This window comes from Paraburkholderia fynbosensis (assembly GCF_902859935.1).
Taxonomy (GTDB): Bacteria; Pseudomonadota; Gammaproteobacteria; order Burkholderiales; family Burkholderiaceae; genus Paraburkholderia; species Paraburkholderia fynbosensis.
On sequence record NZ_CADIKI010000005.1, the window covers coordinates 376,872 to 395,150 of the forward strand.

General features: G+C 60.3%; 13 protein-coding genes. 7 read left to right on the top strand and 6 right to left on the bottom strand.

Annotated elements, in window-relative coordinates; genetic code table 11:
- Positions 1-2,983 precede the first annotated feature (2,983 nt).
- Together HV770_RS11295 and HV770_RS11300 are read right to left on the bottom strand one after the other, a co-directional pair.
- Positions 2,984-3,958 (bottom strand): ParB/RepB/Spo0J family partition protein, encoded by a 975-nt coding sequence (locus tag HV770_RS11295; protein WP_175159522.1) that lies wholly within the window; start codon positions 3,956-3,958, stop codon positions 2,984-2,986.
- Positions 3,955-5,166 (bottom strand): ParA family protein, encoded by a 1,212-nt coding sequence (locus tag HV770_RS11300; RefSeq protein WP_175159524.1) that lies wholly within the window; start codon positions 5,164-5,166, stop codon positions 3,955-3,957. The genes HV770_RS11295 and HV770_RS11300 overlap by 4 nt, the downstream gene beginning before the upstream one ends.
- Positions 5,167-6,224: 1,058 nt before the next feature.
- Between HV770_RS11300 and HV770_RS11305 the strand changes: the two genes are divergently transcribed.
- A complete protein-coding gene (locus HV770_RS11305) occupies positions 6,225-7,628 on the top strand; it encodes a replication initiation protein (protein WP_175159624.1) in 1,404 nt (467 codons plus the stop codon).
- Between the two features lie 142 nt (positions 7,629-7,770).
- Here HV770_RS11305 and HV770_RS11310 read toward each other — a convergent pair whose 3' ends face one another.
- From HV770_RS11310 to HV770_RS11325, 4 genes are all read right to left on the bottom strand, one after another.
- Positions 7,771-9,273, bottom strand: coding sequence for a GntP family permease (locus HV770_RS11310; RefSeq protein WP_175159526.1), 1,503 nt, complete (start codon positions 9,271-9,273; stop codon positions 7,771-7,773).
- Between the two features lie 2 nt (positions 9,274-9,275).
- Positions 9,276-10,319 carry a patatin-like phospholipase family protein gene (locus tag HV770_RS11315; protein ID WP_175159528.1) on the bottom strand — a complete coding sequence of 348 codons (1,044 nt, stop codon included), beginning with the start codon at positions 10,317-10,319 and terminating at the stop codon, positions 9,276-9,278.
- 264 nt (positions 10,320-10,583) lie between these two features.
- Positions 10,584-10,787, bottom strand: coding sequence for a hypothetical protein (locus HV770_RS11320; RefSeq protein ID WP_175159530.1), 204 nt, complete (start codon positions 10,785-10,787; stop codon positions 10,584-10,586).
- A gap of 131 nt (positions 10,788-10,918) precedes the next feature.
- Positions 10,919-12,322, bottom strand: coding sequence for an aminotransferase-like domain-containing protein (locus tag HV770_RS11325; RefSeq protein WP_175159531.1), 1,404 nt, complete (start codon positions 12,320-12,322; stop codon positions 10,919-10,921).
- Positions 12,323-12,625: 303 nt separating this feature from the next.
- On the opposite strand from HV770_RS11325, the gene HV770_RS11330 reads away from it, so the two are divergent.
- The 6 genes from HV770_RS11330 to HV770_RS11350 all read left to right on the top strand — a co-directional run.
- A complete protein-coding gene (locus tag HV770_RS11330) occupies positions 12,626-14,062 on the top strand; it encodes an amino acid permease (RefSeq protein WP_175159533.1) in 1,437 nt (478 codons plus the stop codon).
- Positions 14,062-15,291 (top strand): NAD(P)/FAD-dependent oxidoreductase, encoded by a 1,230-nt coding sequence (locus tag HV770_RS11335; RefSeq protein ID WP_175159535.1) that lies wholly within the window; start codon positions 14,062-14,064, stop codon positions 15,289-15,291. The genes HV770_RS11330 and HV770_RS11335 overlap by 1 nt, the downstream gene beginning before the upstream one ends.
- 124 nt (positions 15,292-15,415) lie before the next feature.
- A complete protein-coding gene (locus tag HV770_RS11340; protein ID WP_175159537.1) occupies positions 15,416-16,561 on the top strand; it encodes a branched-chain amino acid ABC transporter substrate-binding protein in 1,146 nt (381 codons plus the stop codon).
- 620 nt (positions 16,562-17,181) lie between these two features.
- Entirely contained in the window at positions 17,182-17,553 is a 372-nt protein-coding gene (locus HV770_RS11345; RefSeq protein WP_175159539.1) for a GFA family protein, read from the top strand.
- Positions 17,550-17,672, top strand: coding sequence for a hypothetical protein (locus HV770_RS39415; RefSeq protein ID WP_281366210.1), 123 nt, complete (start codon positions 17,550-17,552; stop codon positions 17,670-17,672). Before HV770_RS11345 ends, HV770_RS39415 begins: the two co-directional genes overlap by 4 nt.
- A gap of 7 nt (positions 17,673-17,679) precedes the next feature.
- Positions 17,680-18,279: response regulator (locus HV770_RS11350; protein ID WP_175159541.1), on the top strand; the 600-nt coding region annotated here is incomplete at its 3' end.

The window sequence follows — 18,279 nt, forward strand, 5'->3', positions numbered from 1 at the left end:
CATGTCTGCGACCTTAAAGGATGGCGCAGGCCGAAGGCTGCTACCGGACGCACTCAGTGGAGCGCCTTGGAGCATGCCCGACTGTGAACGAATCCGCCATCGACATTCAACCGCGCACGCAGGCGGCGTAGGTGGCAATTACGCCGAGGGAGCCTCAAGGCCGATACCGGCACAGACCGTGCCCTTGTCGCCGTATGCATGATGTGGCGACCCTCTCGGGAACAGATTGAGGCGCTTGGTCAGGGGAAGCGCTCAGCGAGCGTTTTGTCTTCGCTTGATGAAGCGTCCACAGAAAGCGTATGAATCGCAGGGGGCACAGGTGGCAAGTTGATTTGCCCTGGGGGTCAAAGGTCAATGCTTCACCCGAGAAACGAGCCCGATTCGAGAATCCTATAGAGCTCTTAGCCGATCGTGCGTCTCGCTGCGCCGCCGGTAGGCGCGTTATCGAAGCCTCTGACGATAGCCTATTTTGGAGATGTGTAAAGACGGCCAATTCTGTGAGAGTTTTAGCTACGCGACGCAGGCGAGGGCTCATTCTTTTTGGAAGACCGGCACGGCGGGCTCGTACGCTGAAGCGCTGTCCACCTCTGGGCACTCCGGCAGTTGTGGTAAGGGAGCGCGGCAAGGCCCAAGGCTACGGGTGCCAGATAGAGCCATTACATATCACGTAACGAACACTACATTTTTCGGGAAATTTGGCCGCCGGTTCGAAACCAAATCGAAAAAGGCGTCTTGTCAGTGCGATCGCACGCGTAATAGATCCTTTCGCGTGGAACATATTGGCAGAATCGGGTGAAACTATATATTAAACAGCAAGTTATTCGATTCGCTTCCTATTTTAGGATGTTTCACGACGAATGGCGTTTAGCAGATACTAGATGACGCGCCATTTGGAACGATTCAACTCGCTTCGTCTCTGCAGGGTCTCAATAGCACCGGTGCTGCTTGATGACGATGCGTAGGGCGCAGAGGAAACGGAATCGATACGACGCATCAGAGTAGTCCCCCTCGCTGCTCCAACGCCTAAGTGTTATGGCCCCAAAATTAAAACTAACGCGAATCCTGAATGATCTCTGAATTTTAAATGAGCGCCCCTGCAACGAATTGGGCATTCTGCGCTGCGCAGCGGCGCGAAACCTTCTCGCTCTGTATTGGCGCGAGGGTGGCTATTGGTCTGGGTGCTAGATCACCTGCTTTGAACGACGGGTATCCGCTAGTTTGCAACGGGCGGGTAATCAACTGCGAGGGTCCCCTCCACGTAGTAGCGACCATCCCAGGATCCGGCTGTGACGCTTTTGAGAGGTTGATATCTTTGTTCTAGGTGATTGCAGTTTGCCGCATTCCCTCCATCAACGCGATGTCGCGGTTGGCACCATCGAGCAGGGTTTGCGAGGCAATGTTGTGTGCCGTCGACCATGCAATGCTTAGCCAGTCGTCAGTTGAATGTTCAGATACGGTTAGTATGAATCTGGTTTAACCCGCCGTTCAATCTTTAATCGAGTCAAGCTCTGGTGCGCACCAATGGATACGTGGCTACTACACAGAGTCGATCTGCGACTGATTTTTAGCCCAGGACGAAAACTCTTTCGCTCCGGTCTCACGCGGTCGTTCGCGTGGATGTTCCTTCAGAACCACAAACAGCCCTGTTGAACGACATTCGCCGAAACATCCATTGACGTGCGGCCGAAGGGAAAGGTGCATCCCGCGCGTGAGTGCGCTCTTCAAGACGGGATGGCCGGCTACATAGTCGGCCAAGTCCGGTTCGAAGAACATAAGACGGGTTCGGAACAGGCCACTTTGCCCGTCGGCGATTCTCACCCAAACGGAATTCGCGGGCGCCGCTGGCAGTTCACATGACAATCGATCCTCTAATAACCGACGCGCTGAAAAGTCATCGGAGATTCGAATGGCCGCCTATCGAGGGCCATTCTCATATAAAGCTCCGCGCGGAATTTACTGCGGTGCAGGCTAAAGAACGCTATCGTCGGGAGCGCGGACTTTGATATGCCGCCCCCGCCGGGGCCGCGGCGGTTCGGAACGAAGTCGCCATCGTTCCGGATATCCGTCGGTAATACTGACTTCCGTACTGAGCGTCCGATTGAGTCATGCCGATGGAAGGCTGCGTGCGGGTGTTGGTCTTGGCTTCGCTGCGCTCGTTGCGTTCTCGCTATCGCCTTGACTCGGCGCGAAGCGAAGATGCGGCAAGGAAAGCCCTGTCCGTCCCCGAATTATCAAGACGAGAGAAATTGGTCGAGCTGTGAAGTGGTCGGACCTTTGGCACGACACGCGCCACTGGAAAACTCAGAACCTTCCAGCCCGCTTTGGGCCCTAAAATGCGGCTTGTACACCCTCTACCCCCGCAGCGGCTAATGATATCCGTTGATCTCAGTCGGTCGGCCGAGTGACCACGGCTGATATAGCAGGATCTTGAGGAATCGGCCAACCCCACGCTTTGAACAATGCGATAGACCATTTGAGCGCGTTCAGCGCACCGACGACATGCGCATCGACAGGGATGCCATTGGACGAGGCTTCCATTGAACGCGGCGGGCACGACGATGGAATTTCTGAGCGGTTTCTGATGGCACCAATTGGACGCCGAAATTGGTTTCGCCACCCCGCGCTTGCGGCACGTCTTTCCGGAGACGTAAGATCGGCACCCGCTTGATGACTTTTCGACGGCACCGAATCTCGCGCAGCAAGTGGACGGACCTAAGGCTCGATTTCCAAGCGATTGTCTGAAAACGGGCGAGATCCCGACAGAATAAGAGATTAGGCCATGTGCGGCCGCAGCAGCCAAGTGCAGCTATGACCGGCCACGCAGGATGTCCCTGCCGCGACGGCATCCATGGGGCGATGCTCTGATCCGATCAGAGCCTGCGAGCAGTGTCTAGACTCTAGACACTGCCCTCTCGCAGCAAAAAGGCCCCTTCAAAAAAAAAGCCCGCAATCCGCGGGCTTCATTTCACAACACAGTCCTCTATCAGCCAGCCTTGGGCTGTGCCTGAAACATCTGACCGATCAGTTCCCGAATCTGGATTTCTTGCGCCTCGGTAATCACGCCGGTTTTAATCTTCACGGTGAAATTACTGATGTCTTTGGTAATACTGCCTGCGTGTTCCTTTCCGGCAAAAAACTTATCGATGCTGCGCCCGCTAGTTCCTTCCGACGTCGTCCGGCGAGTTGCCAGCGCAGTAATCGCCGAAGCGGCTTTACCCTGATCCATCTCTCCTTTCAGAACGAGCGGCCAGATTTCCATGGCGGCTTTCATACCGTCCTCGCCATGCTTTTTAATCGTTGCGGCAATTGCCTGAGCCGCGGTTCCCCCGAGCAGGCGAGGCTGAATGTCCAGATCCTTCTTGATGAAATCCGGCAAATTATCGAATGCGAGAAACTGGTACAGGCCCGCACGCGATAAGCCCATCGCTTCTGCCAGTCGTTTGCGATTGGGAAATTCCGTCTCCGAGCGGCGAATGGCCACGCCGATTTCGTAATCGGCGAGATCATCGCGGCTGATGTTCTCCACCATCGCCAGGACAGCCATATCTGAATCGGAGCAATCCGCGACGACTGCCTTGATCGTCTCGCTCCCCAACATTTTGTGCGCCCGCCACCGACGCTCCCCTGCCACGATCTGATAGTCATTTTCAACGCGCCGAACCACGATCGGCTGCATGAGTCCAACTTCGCGAATAGACTCCGCGAGTTCCGTCAGCTTGGCCTCGTTGAATACCCGGCGCGGTTGCCAAGGGTTCGGCAAAATTCCCGCTACCGGCAATTGGGACGCAACACCGGTCGACTCAAGCTCCTGTACGCGAAGTTGCGCAACCGCCAACGCGCCCGCGAGTCCAGGCGCCGTTTGCGTCCGATTGCTGCGCTTAACTTCGTCTTCATTAATCGACGAGGTCTTACGGATGCCAGACGTCTTCGCCAGCAATTGTTCACGCATATTGCTCATTGCGCGTTCCTCCATTTTTCCGAATAGATTTCGTCCACCCATCGGCAGTAATCGACAAGCGGCTGCCGTACGCGTTGCAGCGATTTGGACGCACTATGGGTACTGCTGATGTCGAAGACCGTCGAGAACGCCAGCGCTCCCGTGCTCATGACGGAGCTTGCCGGCACCTCAATCGAATGCAGCCAATTTTCGTATGCGCTTTGCGCCCAAGCGCGCACGATGGGTGCGGACGAATTTCGCCCGTAGTCGACCCGCGACAGCATCAACGAAACAAAGTCGTACTTCTTGTCCTTCTCGTATTTGATAAAGCTCTTCGAGACGTCCGAAAAAAGTCTCCAAAACGATAACGAACTGATGAAATCCAGATTCTCCGGCACCATCGGCATCACCATCGCATCTGCGGCCATGAGCGCGTTCAGGTTGAGGTAGGACAGGGACGGAGACGTGTCCATGAGAATGTAGTCATACTTCTTGCGCAGTGGTTCGAGCCCTTGCCTCAGCACGGTCCAGAACCGGAATCCCGGCCGCATCTTCTGCATTGCCGGTAAATGAAATTCGGCGCCAATCAGTTCCGTGTGCGCGGGAATCACATCAATCCCGTCCCAATACGTCGACTGAACTCGAGCTTCCAGCCCGCCCTCGATGTCCTGATCGTAGACGTACGGCAGCACCGTGTCTTCCGGCGTCACGTCTTTTTCGGCGTAGAGGCCACACAGTTCGGAAAGAGATGCTTGCGGATCCAGATCGACCACCAGTACCTTCCGCCCGCGAAGCGAGAGCCCTTGCGCAAGACACATAGTCGTGGTGGTCTTGGCCGACCCCCCCTTTAGCTGGGCGGTGATGATGATCTTCCCATCCGGTTCCTTTAATCGGGTGACGAGAGGGGTCTGATAAATGTCCGAGACCTTCTGAACCCAAATGCGCGCTTCTTCCAAAGTAAATGTGCGAGTTCGGCCGGTGCCGGCTGCGGTACCGGGCGGCAACTCGCCATCACCTTTGGTGGCGAGATATTGAACCTGGGAGTGGGAGATGTTGCACATCTCGGCGATCTCGCCCGTCTTGAAAACTGGAGCCGTCTTTCGCGGACGCGGCGCCAGGATCGTGTCACGGAGTTCATTCGTGAAAATCGTGACCTTTTCCGCAAACTGGCTGATCTGTTCAAAGTGAACCGTTCGGTCTACGGCAGGAAGTTGGCTCGTTCTGACCATTCTGAGGTTTATCCATAAAATTCCAGAAAGCTCAGAATACAGGAAATACTCGAAGTTAGCTCTTTAAATTGCTGTTTTTACGTTAAATTTTTAGCATTCTATGGAACCAGCGCCTTTTTATGAAGCGCGATGGACGATTTTCAAGGAAGGTTTAGGCTCGTCGTGACAGGACACGCCGCTCGTAGAAAAACGAATATGCACAAATGACCTCACCATCAAGAGGCAAACGGAGAATCCAATGACTTCGTTTGCTCAAAAAACCAGCAGAGGGTGAGGTCAGTTGTGCAGGTTTCCCCATTCGCGCAGGCAGCAGGCCACCTGTCAGCACAATCAACCTCACCTTGATTGAGGCCATGCCCGCTGTTGTGAGCAACGGAGGCCTTCGCGCGCGTTCACGTTTTCCAGCGCACAATCAACCTCACCCAGCCGTCTCTCCACGAAAAAGGGGGAATCCCCGTCCCGCACCGAAATGACAAGCGATTGCGCGGATTTCAAACACAACCAACCTCACCATCGTGGCGTCGTGCGTCTGACAAGCACAGCAACAGCACAACCAACCTCACCATCTTAGACTCTGCAACAACTTCATCTCTGACTACCGGTTTGTTTGTTTTTTTAAAAACCTGAACAAGCCAACAAACCAACAGAGAATTTCTATCCTCATTTCATTCAACAACTTAACCTCGAAAAGGTGAGGTCAGATGTGTCAAAGGTGAGGTCGGGTGTGCGAATAGGTGCGGTCGGTTGTGCAGTAAGGTGAGACTCCTTCCACATCAAGGTGAGGTTAGGTGTGCTTCATCCCAGCCCGCGGTCAGAAGGTGAGGTAGGTTGTGCATACGCTGCCGGGATCCACGCCTAGCCCCGTGGAATAAGGAGTCGGGGAGGAAAGGACACGCCGTTGTGGTGAGGTTCATTGTGTCGTTGGTGAGGTTCTATGTGCGTAATCGGCGAGAACCACCCAATTCACCCTGCGACGCCTCATCGAAGGTGAGGTTCTGTGTGTTGACACCTCACCACTGCGTGCTACAGTCCCGGGAGCGAAAAAGTGGATGAAAAACATGGCGTCGGACAATCCGGAAGAGGGCAAATCGAAGGCAACGTCTCGCCAGATGGCGCTCGCGTTGTTCGAAGACATGTTCGACCAGGGATTGCGAATCAATGAAGCCAATCGTGAAATCGGCTATCAGCGCAATGACTTCTTCACTGAAATCGTCAACATGGGCTTGCCGGCGCGGCGCTTTCTCGATGCCGCGTATTTCATCGTGGCGCAGGAGACCGATGAGCGCGATCAATACGACGTCGAGCTGAACTACTTCAAGTGGTTGATGCGCTATGACAGCCGCAACCTCAAGCACTTGCGCACCATCGCCGACGAAGCGCAGAACGCGAAGGTCCGGGTGACCAACACGCCTATGGACCGTGACCCTAACGAGAACGATCTGTGGGTCCAAGTGCAACTAATCGGGATGGTCGGTTTTCACCGCGGACGGATGCGTTTCGATGTGCATCCACGCCTGGTCCCCCACATCCGTGATCCGCAAAAGTCGCACTGGCTGAGCCTGCGCATTTCGACCGCGTTCACGCGCAGCCTCGCGCGCGCGATCTATGACAAAGTGCTGCCGCACGTGCCGGCTGGCCGGACGGACTGGATCCAGCTCGACGAGATGCGCAACTGGCCCGGCAGAATGGGCGCGAACGCGGCCATCTTCAAATACTTCAAGCGCGACTGGCTCGAGCCGGCGGTCCGTGAGATCAACGACGTATCGGACATCGAGCTGTCGTACGAGACGCGAACCGCGTCAACGTCATCGAAGAAAATCGACCGCATCCGATTCCTGCTCAAACGCAAGGACACCGCGGACGCCGTGCTGGCCAGCCTCGCGGATGCGAGTCACCTGTACAAGATTCTCACCGACGAATTCGCGCTGTCCACCAAGCAGTTCAGCGAAATTTCCGAGAACCGCGATGTATGGACCGACGAACGCATCCAGCAGGCGGTCGAATACACGCGATTCAGGGTCCAACGCGGGCAGGTCAAGAAGAGCCCCGCGGGTTACCTGATGCGAGCGCTGCGCGACAACTGGAAGATGTCCGAAGCCGAACGAACGATGGTCGATGTTCAGGCCAAGCTTCTCGCCGACGAAACGCAGGAACAGGTGGCCAAATCCGAGGCGAGAAAGTCGGTGGCGCTTAGCGTCGCGTCGCGCGAAGAGGAAGTGCGCGCCCGCATGAACGAGGACTCGCGCAAGGGCCGTGACCACTTCAACGCGGCCGACGCGAAGACACGCAAGGATCTGATGCACGCGTGGATGGCATCGCGGGAAGGCAAGCTGATGCTGCGACGAATGAAGCTCGAACCGTCGACGGTGACGGAGGACGCGATCCTGTCGAACACCGAGTTGGTCTGGTACCTCGGGCAGTTTGTTTTCGGGCGGATGAATTCGGCGCGCGCAGCGGCCTGAGGCGTCGCCAGGCTTCACCGGTCGACGTCGCGGTTGGATGTAAGTTTGTTCGTTTTATCGCGAGGTGCGGAAGAAACGCGTGGGTCTTCCAATCGCACAACCAACCTCACCTCACGAACCACGCCCAGCGCCGGGCACCGCCCTAAAACGACCCAACAATCGACCCCAGCACAATCACCACAACCAGCGCCAGCAACGCGCCGAGAATGCCGACGATCACAATGTCCCGATAGCTCTCCCGATGCGTCGACCCGCATACCGCCAGCAACGTCACTACCGCGCCGTTATGCGGCAGGCTATCGAGCGTACCCGACGAAATCACCGCGACCCGATGCAGCAGGGAAGGGTCGATACCGTGTTGCGCGGCCAGTTGCAGATAGGTGCTGCCAAGCGCATCGAGTGCAATAGTCAGCCCGCCGGATGCGGAGCCCGTCAGCGCCGCGAGCAGATTCGTCGCGACCGCCAGCGACACGAGCGGACCACCGCCCACGCCGAGCACCCATTCGCGCACCAGCGCAAACGCGGGCAACGCGGCGATCACCGCGCCATAGCCGACCAGGCTGCCGACGCTGAGCACCGGCAACACCGACGCGTTCGCACCCGCATCGACGGTATCGCGCAACGCGGGCAGGCGACGCCGGTTGAGCACGATCAGCGCGACGATTGCGACCGCGAGCGCCACGCACACGCCCCACACGCCACCGACCGCCGCTAGCGACGTCTCGCCCCAACGGACGTCCGCGAGATAGTCGGCGTCGATGCGCGGCAGCACGATCACGTTCATCACGAAGTTCACGCATACCACCAGCACGAGCGGTGTCATCGCGACGCCGAACGAAGGCAGATCGCTGCTGATGTATCCGTGCTCGATCTCTTCAGGGTCGAAGCTCTGCGACACGGTGGCGCGCTCACGCACGAGCTTTGCATTGGGCGCGGGCTTCGCCGCCAGCACGGAGGCAGTGCCGCCGAAGCCGTCGAAACCCTCGTTCGCCGCGCGCGCGCGGGACTGTTGCAGCGACAGCCACCACAACCCGAAGCCCACCATCACGATGCTCGCGATCACGCCCAATCCGGGCGCGGCGAACGGCGTCGTGCCGAAGAATGGCATCGGAATCGCGTTTTGAATCGCGGGCGTGCCGGGCAGCGCGGACATCGTGAAGGTCGACGTGCCGAGCGCAATCGCCGCAGGCATCAGACGGCGCGGAATATTGGCCGCCTGGAACAACGCGGTCGCCATCGGCGCGATCACGAAAAATGCCACGAACAGACTGACGCCGCCGTAGGTTACGAGCGCACCGCCGATGACGACCGCGAGAATCGCCCGGTGCGCGCCGAGCTTCTCCGTCATGAAGCTCGCAATCGCCTTGACGGAACCGCTGTCCTCCATCAGCTTGCCGAACAGCGCGCCGAGCAGGAACAACGGAAAGAACTGCGCGAGAAAACGCGCGGCGCTGTTCATGAAGGTCTGGGTCCAGTGCGCGAGCACGGGCTCACCGGAAATCGCCGCGGCGAGCATGGCGGCAAACGGTGCGAGCAGCAGCACGCTCCAGCCGCGATACGCGAAGCCGATCAACAGTGCGAGACTCGCGAGCATGCCGAACAGGCCGAGGCCCACCGCGAGCGGTGACAGGGTGATGACGTCCATGATCAGACTCCGTCGAGCAATGCGTCGAGATCGAGCGAAGAGCGCACGCCGATCGAATCGGCGTGCTCAGCGAGAAAGGCGCCAGCTGCGCGTCGGCCTTCGTCTCGCAGCATCGTCAGAAACGCCCACTCGGCGTTCAGCTTCGACGAGTAGCCGAGCTTCGTCATCTCCTCGCTTGCGATCCGGTGAATGCGCATTTCGGCCCAGTGACGCCCTTCGTCACTACCCGCGTCCGCCGCGCGGCGCAGCAGCGCGATCATCCGCAGTTCCTTGAGCAGCGGCGCGTTGAACGCGACTTCATTGAGGCGGCTGATGATGTCGCGCGCGGTGCGGGGCGTTTCATCCCGTTCAACGGGATTCACCTGAACCAGCAGCGTATCGCTCGACGTGCATTCGCGAACCAGCGGCGTGATGGTCGGATTGCCGGCGTAGCCGCCGTCCCAGTAGTCGTCACCGTCGACGTTGACCGCCTGGAACAGCGTCGGCAGACAGCTCGACGCGAGCAGCACGTCGGCCGACAGATCGGCGTTGCGAAACACGCGCGCCTGGCCGGTGCGCACCCGGGTCGCGGTGATGAAGAGCTTGATCGGCGCGTCGCGCAAATGGGCGAAGTCGATCGATTCATCAAGGATCTTTTGCAGCGGATTGACGCCGCGCGGATTCATGTCGTAAGGCGAGAACACGCGCGCCGCGAGATCCATCGCGATGAACAGCGGTGAATGGTCGAGCGTCCAGCGACCCATCAGTGCGTCGAACGGGCTGCGCCGGAACGGACTGAAGACCGCGGCGTCGGACACGCGTCGCCAGAAAGCTTCGAGCGCGGCGCGCGCGCCGGTCGCACCGTCCAATTGATAGCCGCTCACGAGCACGGCCGCGTTCATTGCGCCTGCCGATGTGCCGGAGATCCCTTCAATCTGAATCCAGGATTCTTCGAGCAGACGGTCGAGGACACCCCATGTGAAGGCGCCATGTGAACCGCCGCCTTGCAAGGCGAGGTCGATACGGGCGGGCGCGTGACGCACTGGTTGATCTTTCGAGGCAGCCAAGACAACTCCGTTGTGAGGAGTGCTCCATGTCGCGAGCTGAAGCCGAATATACGGCGGACAAAGAAAACCGGTGGGGCAGAAGCGACAGCAAAAACCGAGAGTGGCGGGCGGCTATTCAATGCAAACGGTGAACGAATAAACCGCGTTGTAAAGAGATCGCGCTGCTGGGAACGTCTGGATTTTGAATGGACGTGCGTATGACGTTAAAGAGCAATACGGAGCAAAACGAACTGGCAGACGTTTCGTATTGAAAGGGCCTGCTGCTCAAAAGTCAAGGGTATTCGCCAGGATGCGCGCGCGTGGCGGGTTGCCGGGATCGAGGCGATATTTTTGTTCGCTTGCGAGCCGATATTGATTGTGCTCAGTGACGGGAGAAGGAGAGCGCATGTGCGCGAGCGCAGTCACGACGCGGTCAAAAAAAGGGTGTAGCAAATCCGTGAGGAATGACGCGGGAGCGTACATCTTCATTGACAGATCGCCACTTAAAAGCGCTACAGCATGAGGCCTGATCTGCCGGATGAAACCCAAGCATCGGACTCATGCGTGCCTGTCATCGAGTGGCGGCCCATGACGTATGCGAGTCAAGCACCGTCCTTGGTTCAGATCGTCCCAAACAGCGCACGCGGACGGTCCTTGAGCGTTCCCGTCAACAGCCTTAACGCGCTCACCAGCTGATCACGGCTCGTCGCGCACGCAAGATTGATCCGCACACCGTGCTCGATCTCCGACCGATCCACCGCGAAGGCCGAAGACGGCATCACCACCACGCCCCGCGCTTTCGCGTTTGCCGCGAAGTCGTCGGCACGCCAGGGCGGCGGCAACTTGAGCCACACGAACATGCAGGCCGGGTCAGTTTGCAGCAGATCAGAGGGCAGCAATTCTCGCGCGAGATCCTGGCGCGCGCGGATCTCGGTGAGTTGCGCGTCCATGATGCGCCGCGCAGTGCCGTTCTCGATCCAGATCGACGCAATCAGCATCGACATCGGCGCGGGCATCCAAGCGGTGGTTCGCACCGCTTCTGCGCACAACGCCGAACTGTCCGGCGGACTCAGCAGATAGCCGAGCCGTAACCCGGGCGCGAGGATCTTGGAGGTTGCTGCGATATGAAACGTCAGCTCGGGACATAGGCTTGCGATCGTCGGCAGACGTTGCGAAACGAGCGGCCCATAGACGTCGTCTTCGATGATCGGCATGCCGTGCCGCCGCGCAATGTCGACGAGCGCCATGCGGCGTTCGAGGCTCATCGTGGTGACGGTCGGATTCTGCAGATTGGGCACCGTGAAGATCGCCTTCACGCGACGGCGTCGGCACACGGCCTCGACTTCGTCGGTCAACAGACCGTCGCGATCACTAGGAATGCCAACGATCTCGAACTGGAAAACCGGTGCCAACGCTTTGAGGCCGTAATAGGTGAGTTGATCGGCGAGGATGACGCCGTCGGTGCCGATCAGACTGTTGAGCACCGCATACAGACCGTGCTGCGCGCCGCTCGTCACGACCACGTGATCGGGCGATGGCGTGAAACCCGGCGCGCTCATCCAGCGCGCACCGGCGGCCCGCGCCCACAGCGGTCCTTGTGGCGGCTGATATTCCTGCAATTGCGCATAGCGCGGGTCGCGCGGCAGGTCCGCAAGCGTGCGCGCGAGACAGTCGAGAAATTCGCCGGTCGCCGGCCGGTTCACGGTCAGGTCGATCGCCGCATTGCTCGCTGCCTGCACGGGTTCGACGCTCGGCATCGCTCCGCCCGTGACCAGCGAGCCGCGCCGCTTACTGCCGATCACGAGGCCGCGCAACTGCAATTCCTTATACGCCCGCGACACCGTCGACACGTTGATACCGAGCTCGGTCGCCAGTTGCCGCTGTGGCGGAAGCCGGCTGCCGGGCGGATAAATGCCGCTGCGGATCTCGCTCTCGATCGAACTGGACACCTCGATATAGGTGGAGCGTTTTGCCTGCTCCGGCGCGCCTTTGGCGATGCGGGCGGCGTCTTTGCCAGAAACCATGAGCTTGCGTGTCTCCATACAAAACCAGCTTTGTCCGCAAATTGTGCGAAGGTTTGCCGATTCTATACCACGATTGTCCGACTGCAAGCCTCGCATCGCTCAAACGCCAGTACGGCAGCCCGCAGGAAACCCACTCCACGCGGGCCAGGGAAAATGCGAGGGCCACACAATGAGCGTTTTAATTGCACACAAAAAAATATTGTGTGATTCTAGGTACCAGAGTTTGTCTGGCGACGTGCTTCGCCATGGCGGCGCCGGCACTGTCCGGCGTATCTTCAGCCACCCCTCAGCAGGAGTTGTTTGATGAGCGTTCCGCAGTCCTCTTCTTCCGAGCCCGCGCCGACACTCGGCGCCGCGTTGCGTCAGCGGCACGTCACGATGATTGCGCTAGGCGGCATCATCGGCGCGGGGCTTTTCGTCGGCAGCAGCGCGACGTTGGCGAGCGTCGGTCCGGCCGCGTGCGTGTCGTATCTGGTGGCCGGCATCGTCGTATTGATGGTGATGCGCATGCTCGGTGAGATGGCGCTCGCGGTGCCGGGCGTCGGCTCGTTTACCGAATATGCGCGCGTCGGTCTCGGCAATTGGGCCGGTTTTACGAATGGCTGGCTGTACTGGTATTTCTGGGTGATCGTCGTCGCGGTCGAGGCGGTGGCCGGCGCGGCGATCCTGCAGCGCTGGATTCCCGCGCCGGTCTGGATGATCGGCCTCGTCCTGCTGTCGATCATGACGGTGATCAACCTGCTGTCGGTCAAATCGTATGGCGAGTTCGAGTTCTGGTTCGCGTCGATCAAGGTCGCGGCGATCATCGTCTTCATCGCGATCGGCGCCGGGTATCTGCTCGGCTTTAGCCCGGCCGGCAGCGCGGTGGCGAATCTGATCGGCCATCACGGCTTCATGCCGTTCGGCGCGATGTCGATCTTCGCGGCGGTGCCGACGGTGATCTTCGCGGTCGGCGGTGCCGAAATCGCCACGATTGCCGCAGCGGAATCCGATGATCCGGCGAAAAGCGTCGCGGCGATGACGCGCTCGGTGATCCTGCGCGTCATCACGTTCTACGTCGGTTCGATGTTCCTGATCGCGTGCATCGTGCCGTGGAGCAGCATCGTGACCGGGCACTCCCCATTCGTCGCCGCACTGGAAACGATGCGGATCCCCGGCGCCGCCGACATCATGAACGCGATCGTGCTCGTCGCCGTGCTCTCCGCGCTGAACTCCGGCCTGTACGTGTCGTCGCGGATTCTCTTTCGACTCGCCGAGCGCGGCGATGCGCCGAAGTCGCTGCTGAAACTGACGTCGAACAAAGTGCCGCGGCTCGCGGTGTTGCTAAGCAGCGTGGTGGGCTATGTGGCGATCGTCGCGGCCATCGTGTCGCCACAGGGCGTGTTTCTGTTTCTCGTGAACGCGTCCGGCGCGGTGATGCTGTTCGTTTATCTGGTGACTGCGCTGGCGCAAATCCGCATCCGCCGGCGCATCGAGGCCACCGATCCGCAACGGCTGACGCTCAGAATGTGGCTGTTCCCCTGGCTGTCGTATGCGGTCGTCGCGGCGATTGCCGGTGTCCTCGCCGCCATGGGCGCGGACCCCGCGCTGCGCCCGCAGTTGATGGCGAGCGCGGCGAGCCTCGCGGTGGCCTCGGCGGCGTATCTGCTGACGGCCAAACGCCAGCAGTCATCGCACGACGGTTGCGCCACCGGCTATCTGTCGCCGATCGGGCAACAGGCCATTGAAGGACGCAAGTGATGCCGGACATCGCCGTCATCGGAGCGGGATTCATCGGCCTCGCGAGCGCCGCGGCGCTCATGCGCGACGGTCATCGCGTCATGCTGTTCGATCCGTCAGGCGTCGGCCAGGGCGCGTCGTTCGGCAACGCCGGAACGTTCGCGCACTATGCGTGCATCCCCGTGAACAACCCGTCGGTGTTCCGCGACCTGCCGCGTTTTTTGTTGTCGAGCGACAGTCCGTTCAGACTGCGTTGGGCTTATCTGCCGCAGCTCGCGCCGTGGCTCGCGCGCTTCATGATGAGCTCGCTGCCGCGTCGTTATGAGGCGAGTGCGGGCGCGCTCGCTGCGTTGCTCGGCCACGCGCAGGGCGGCTACGCGCCGTTGCTCGCGAACGGGGAACTCGCGCGGTTCGTCCGGCCGCGCGAGTGCCTGTATCTGTATTCGAGCGGCGCGTCGTTCGAGGGCGCGCGTGCCGCGCTCGATCTGCGCCGGCAACTCGGCGTCGGGTTCGACGTGCTTGCCTCCGCCGAGATCCGCGCGCTGGAACCGTCGCTCGCGCCGATTTTCGAGCGAGGTGTGCTGTTCAGCGACAGTTGGCATTTCTCCGACCCGCAGGGCTTTCTGCAGACCTTGTACGGCCAGCTTGCCGCGCAAGGGCTGAAGTTCGAACGCGCGACCGTCGGCACGCTGCAGCCTCACCCGGACGGCGTGAGCGTGACGGCCGAGGGCCGCGAGCGGCGCTTCAGTCACGTGGTGGTCGCCACCGGCGCGCGCTCCGCGCAATTCGCCAGACAATGCGGCGACAGCGTGCCGCTCGATACCGAGCGCGGCTACCACGTGCGCTATCCGGGCGCGCAGCAACTGATTTCGCGGCCGATCGGCTGGGCCGAGCGCGGCTTTTACATGACGCCGATGAGCGACGGAATTCGCGTCGCGGGCACCGTCGAGCTGGGCGGCTTCAGCACGACTCGCAATCGCTCGCTGATCGACCTGCTGACGTTTTCGTCGAAGCGCGCGCTGCCCGCGCTCGATACACCCGACAACAACTGGTTAGGATTCCGGCCGACCTTGCCAGATGGCGTACCGGTGCTCGGCCGCTCACGCGCGAGCGAGCGCGTGATCTATGCATTCGGCCATCAGCATCTCGGCTTGACGCTGGCCGGCGTGAGCGGACGCATCGTCGCCGACCTGATCGCGCGGCGCACCCCACCGCTCGATCTCGCGCCTTACGCGGCCACGCGTTTCTAGCATCGTGCGACGGCCGCGACAGTAGACGTTTTTTGCAGCAGGCATCTCAGGACAATCTCGCCGCGTCGCGCACCGGATCGGTCCAACCGCAACGCGCGACGCGACATCTCGCAAGGAGCGCATCATGAATCGCCGCTATTGGCTTTTGAGTCTGGCCGTTTGCGCCTTGGGCGCGCATGTGCCGCTGTCTTGGGCCGCCGATCCGCAAATCGTCAAGATTGGTTTTGTCGGACCGCTGACCGGTCCTGTGGCGCGGGTCGGCAAAGACCTGCAGTACGGCGCGCAACTTGCGCTCGACGAGGAAAACGCCCGGCATCCGACAGTGGGCGGCAAGCCAGTCAAGTTCGTGCTCGACGTGCAGGACGATCAGGCCGACCCGCGCGTGGCGATTCAGGTTGCGCAGAAGCTGGTCGATAGCGGGGTGGTGGGCGTGATCGGCCACTACAACTCCGGCTGCAGCATTCCCGCGTCGACCGTCTACCACCAGGCGAATGTCGCGATGATCACGCCCGGCTCGACCAATCCGCAACTGACCAAACAGGGCTACAAGAACGTGTTTCGCACGATGGGGCACGACGGCATCGGCGGGGTGGTGGCCGGGCACTTCGTGGTCGACCAGATGAAGGCCAGGCGGATCGGCATTATCGACGACCGCACGGCATTCGGACAAGGTCTCGCCGATGCCTTCGAAAAGGGTGTGAAAGAAGCAAACGGCAATATCGTCGATCGCGAATTCACCAACGACAAGGCCGTCGATTTCCGCGCCATTCTTACGACGCTCAAGAGCAAGAACGTCGATCTGATTTTCTTCGGCGGACTGGACGAGCAGGGCGCGATGCTGATCAAGCAGATGCGCTCGCTCGGCATGCCCGCGCAACTGTTCGGTGCAGGTGCGTTGAAGAGCAATGCGTTTCTGCAGATCGCCGGCTCGGCCGGTAACGGCACGCAGGACCTCGAGCCCGGGCCGGCCCTCGACAAACTTCCCGCCGCGCAGGACTTCAGCAAGCGTTACAAGGCGCGCTTCAATCAGGATGTCGAGCTGTACGCGCCGTTCGCGTATGACGCCGCGCTTGCGATGATCAAGGCGATTCACGATGCCGATTCGCTGGATCGCGCGAAGATCGTCGACAGTCTGGGGAAAATCTCCGTCAATGGCGTGACCGGCAAGATTACGTTCGATCCGTATGGCGATCTGATCAAGCCGCCTTACACGCTGTTCCAGGTGCAGCAGGGACAGTGGAAGAGCGTGAAGACGGTGGGCGGTGTCTGACGGCGCCCACCGTGGGCCGTGCGCTCAGGCATGCGAGATACGGCGCGGCGAATCGACCTGCAACGTCGAAATAGGGATGCGCGAGTTCTGTCGTCGACAGATCGCTCGCGCCTCGCGTCTCCACAATTTCGCCCGATAGCGCCGATGACAGGCACAGCGGCCAAATACGCCGCACGAGGATGCGCATCAGCGATGCGCCCTCCTTTTTGGAGCAGTTGTGTATGTCATCGTACAACATGTGGCGACTCAGTTAAGATATCTGGGACAGGCAACCATGACTGTGGACCCAATCGGGGCGGCAACGCCTGACCTTATAGTCATCGAGCCGCTTCGACGCCAAATATTCGGGCATTTCGCAATGCCAACGTCGACATCGACTGGAACCGCCAGGCGTCGGCCACGTAGCCTCGCGCAGGACGTTTTTCGGGTCCCCGCTGCTCGCTTCGTCAGTCGATCGATGCCGCTTGATCCCGCTTGATGCCGCTTCAGAGGCCGGTTTCGCGGCCAGAAACAGCGCCTATTGCAATGTTATGTATCGGCTGGACCGGCAGATACACTGAGACACAATCGGTGCGGTGAACCAGGCTATAAAGCAATCGTTGCCAATCACCGAGACCACCATGAGCGCCGATTCGCTGCAAGGTTCCTGCCATTGCGGGGCCGTCCAATTCGAAGTTCGCACCGCGATCGTTCCCGCCGGACGATGCAACTGCAGCCTGTGCCGACGCAAGGGCGCGCCGATGACGCCGCTGTTCCCCGCGAGCCAACTGAAAATCTTGAGTGGCGAGGATGCGCTGACGCTTTACCGGTTCAACACGAAGGTGGCGAAGCACTACTTCTGCAAGCACTGCGGCATTTATCCATTTCATCAAACGCGCAAAGATCCGCAGCAATGGCGCGTCAATATCGGTTGCCTCGAAGGTGTCGACCCATATACGCTGGAAGCCGGCGTTGCCGACGGCGCCAGCCTCTCCGTGCTGGAGGACGCATGAAGCGGTTGCTGGCAATCGTCCTGTTCATCGCCGGCGGTTGCGCGACCGAGCTGGCGCATCCGCTGCAATGCACGCTGGTCCAGGCGAGCGGGGTGCAGATTAACCGCCGTAAGAGATAGTGCCTCGATGGAAACGACCGACCATGTATTGATCGTCGACGACGACCGCGGCATCCGCGAACTGCTCGCCGGCTACCTCGAGAAAAACGGCATGCGCGTGTCGCTCGCGGCCAACGGACGCCAGATGCGCGCCGCGCTGGAACAGGGCGCACCCGATCTGATCGTGCTCGACCTGATGCTGCCGGGCGCGGACGGTCTCGTGCTGTGCCGTGAACTGCGCGCCGGCAAATTCCGCGCCGTGCCCGTGCTGATGCTCACCGCCCGCAACGAGGAAGCCGATCGGATCCTCGGTCTGGAAATGGGCGCCGACGACTATCTGCCCAAGCCGTTTGCCGCGCGTGAGTTGCTCGCGCGGATCCGCTCGGTGCTGCGCCGCGCCCGGATGCTGCCGCCCGGCATGCAGGTGACGGAATCGGTGCAAATGCTGTGCTTCGGCGACTGGCGGCTCGATACCACCGCGCGCCATCTGCTCGATGCGGAAGGCACGATGGTCGCTTTGAGCGGCGCCGAATATCGCTTGCTGCGCGTGTTCCTCGATCATCCGCAGCGGGTGCTGACGCGCGATCAACTGCTCAATCTGACTCAGGGCCGCCAGGCCGATCAGTTC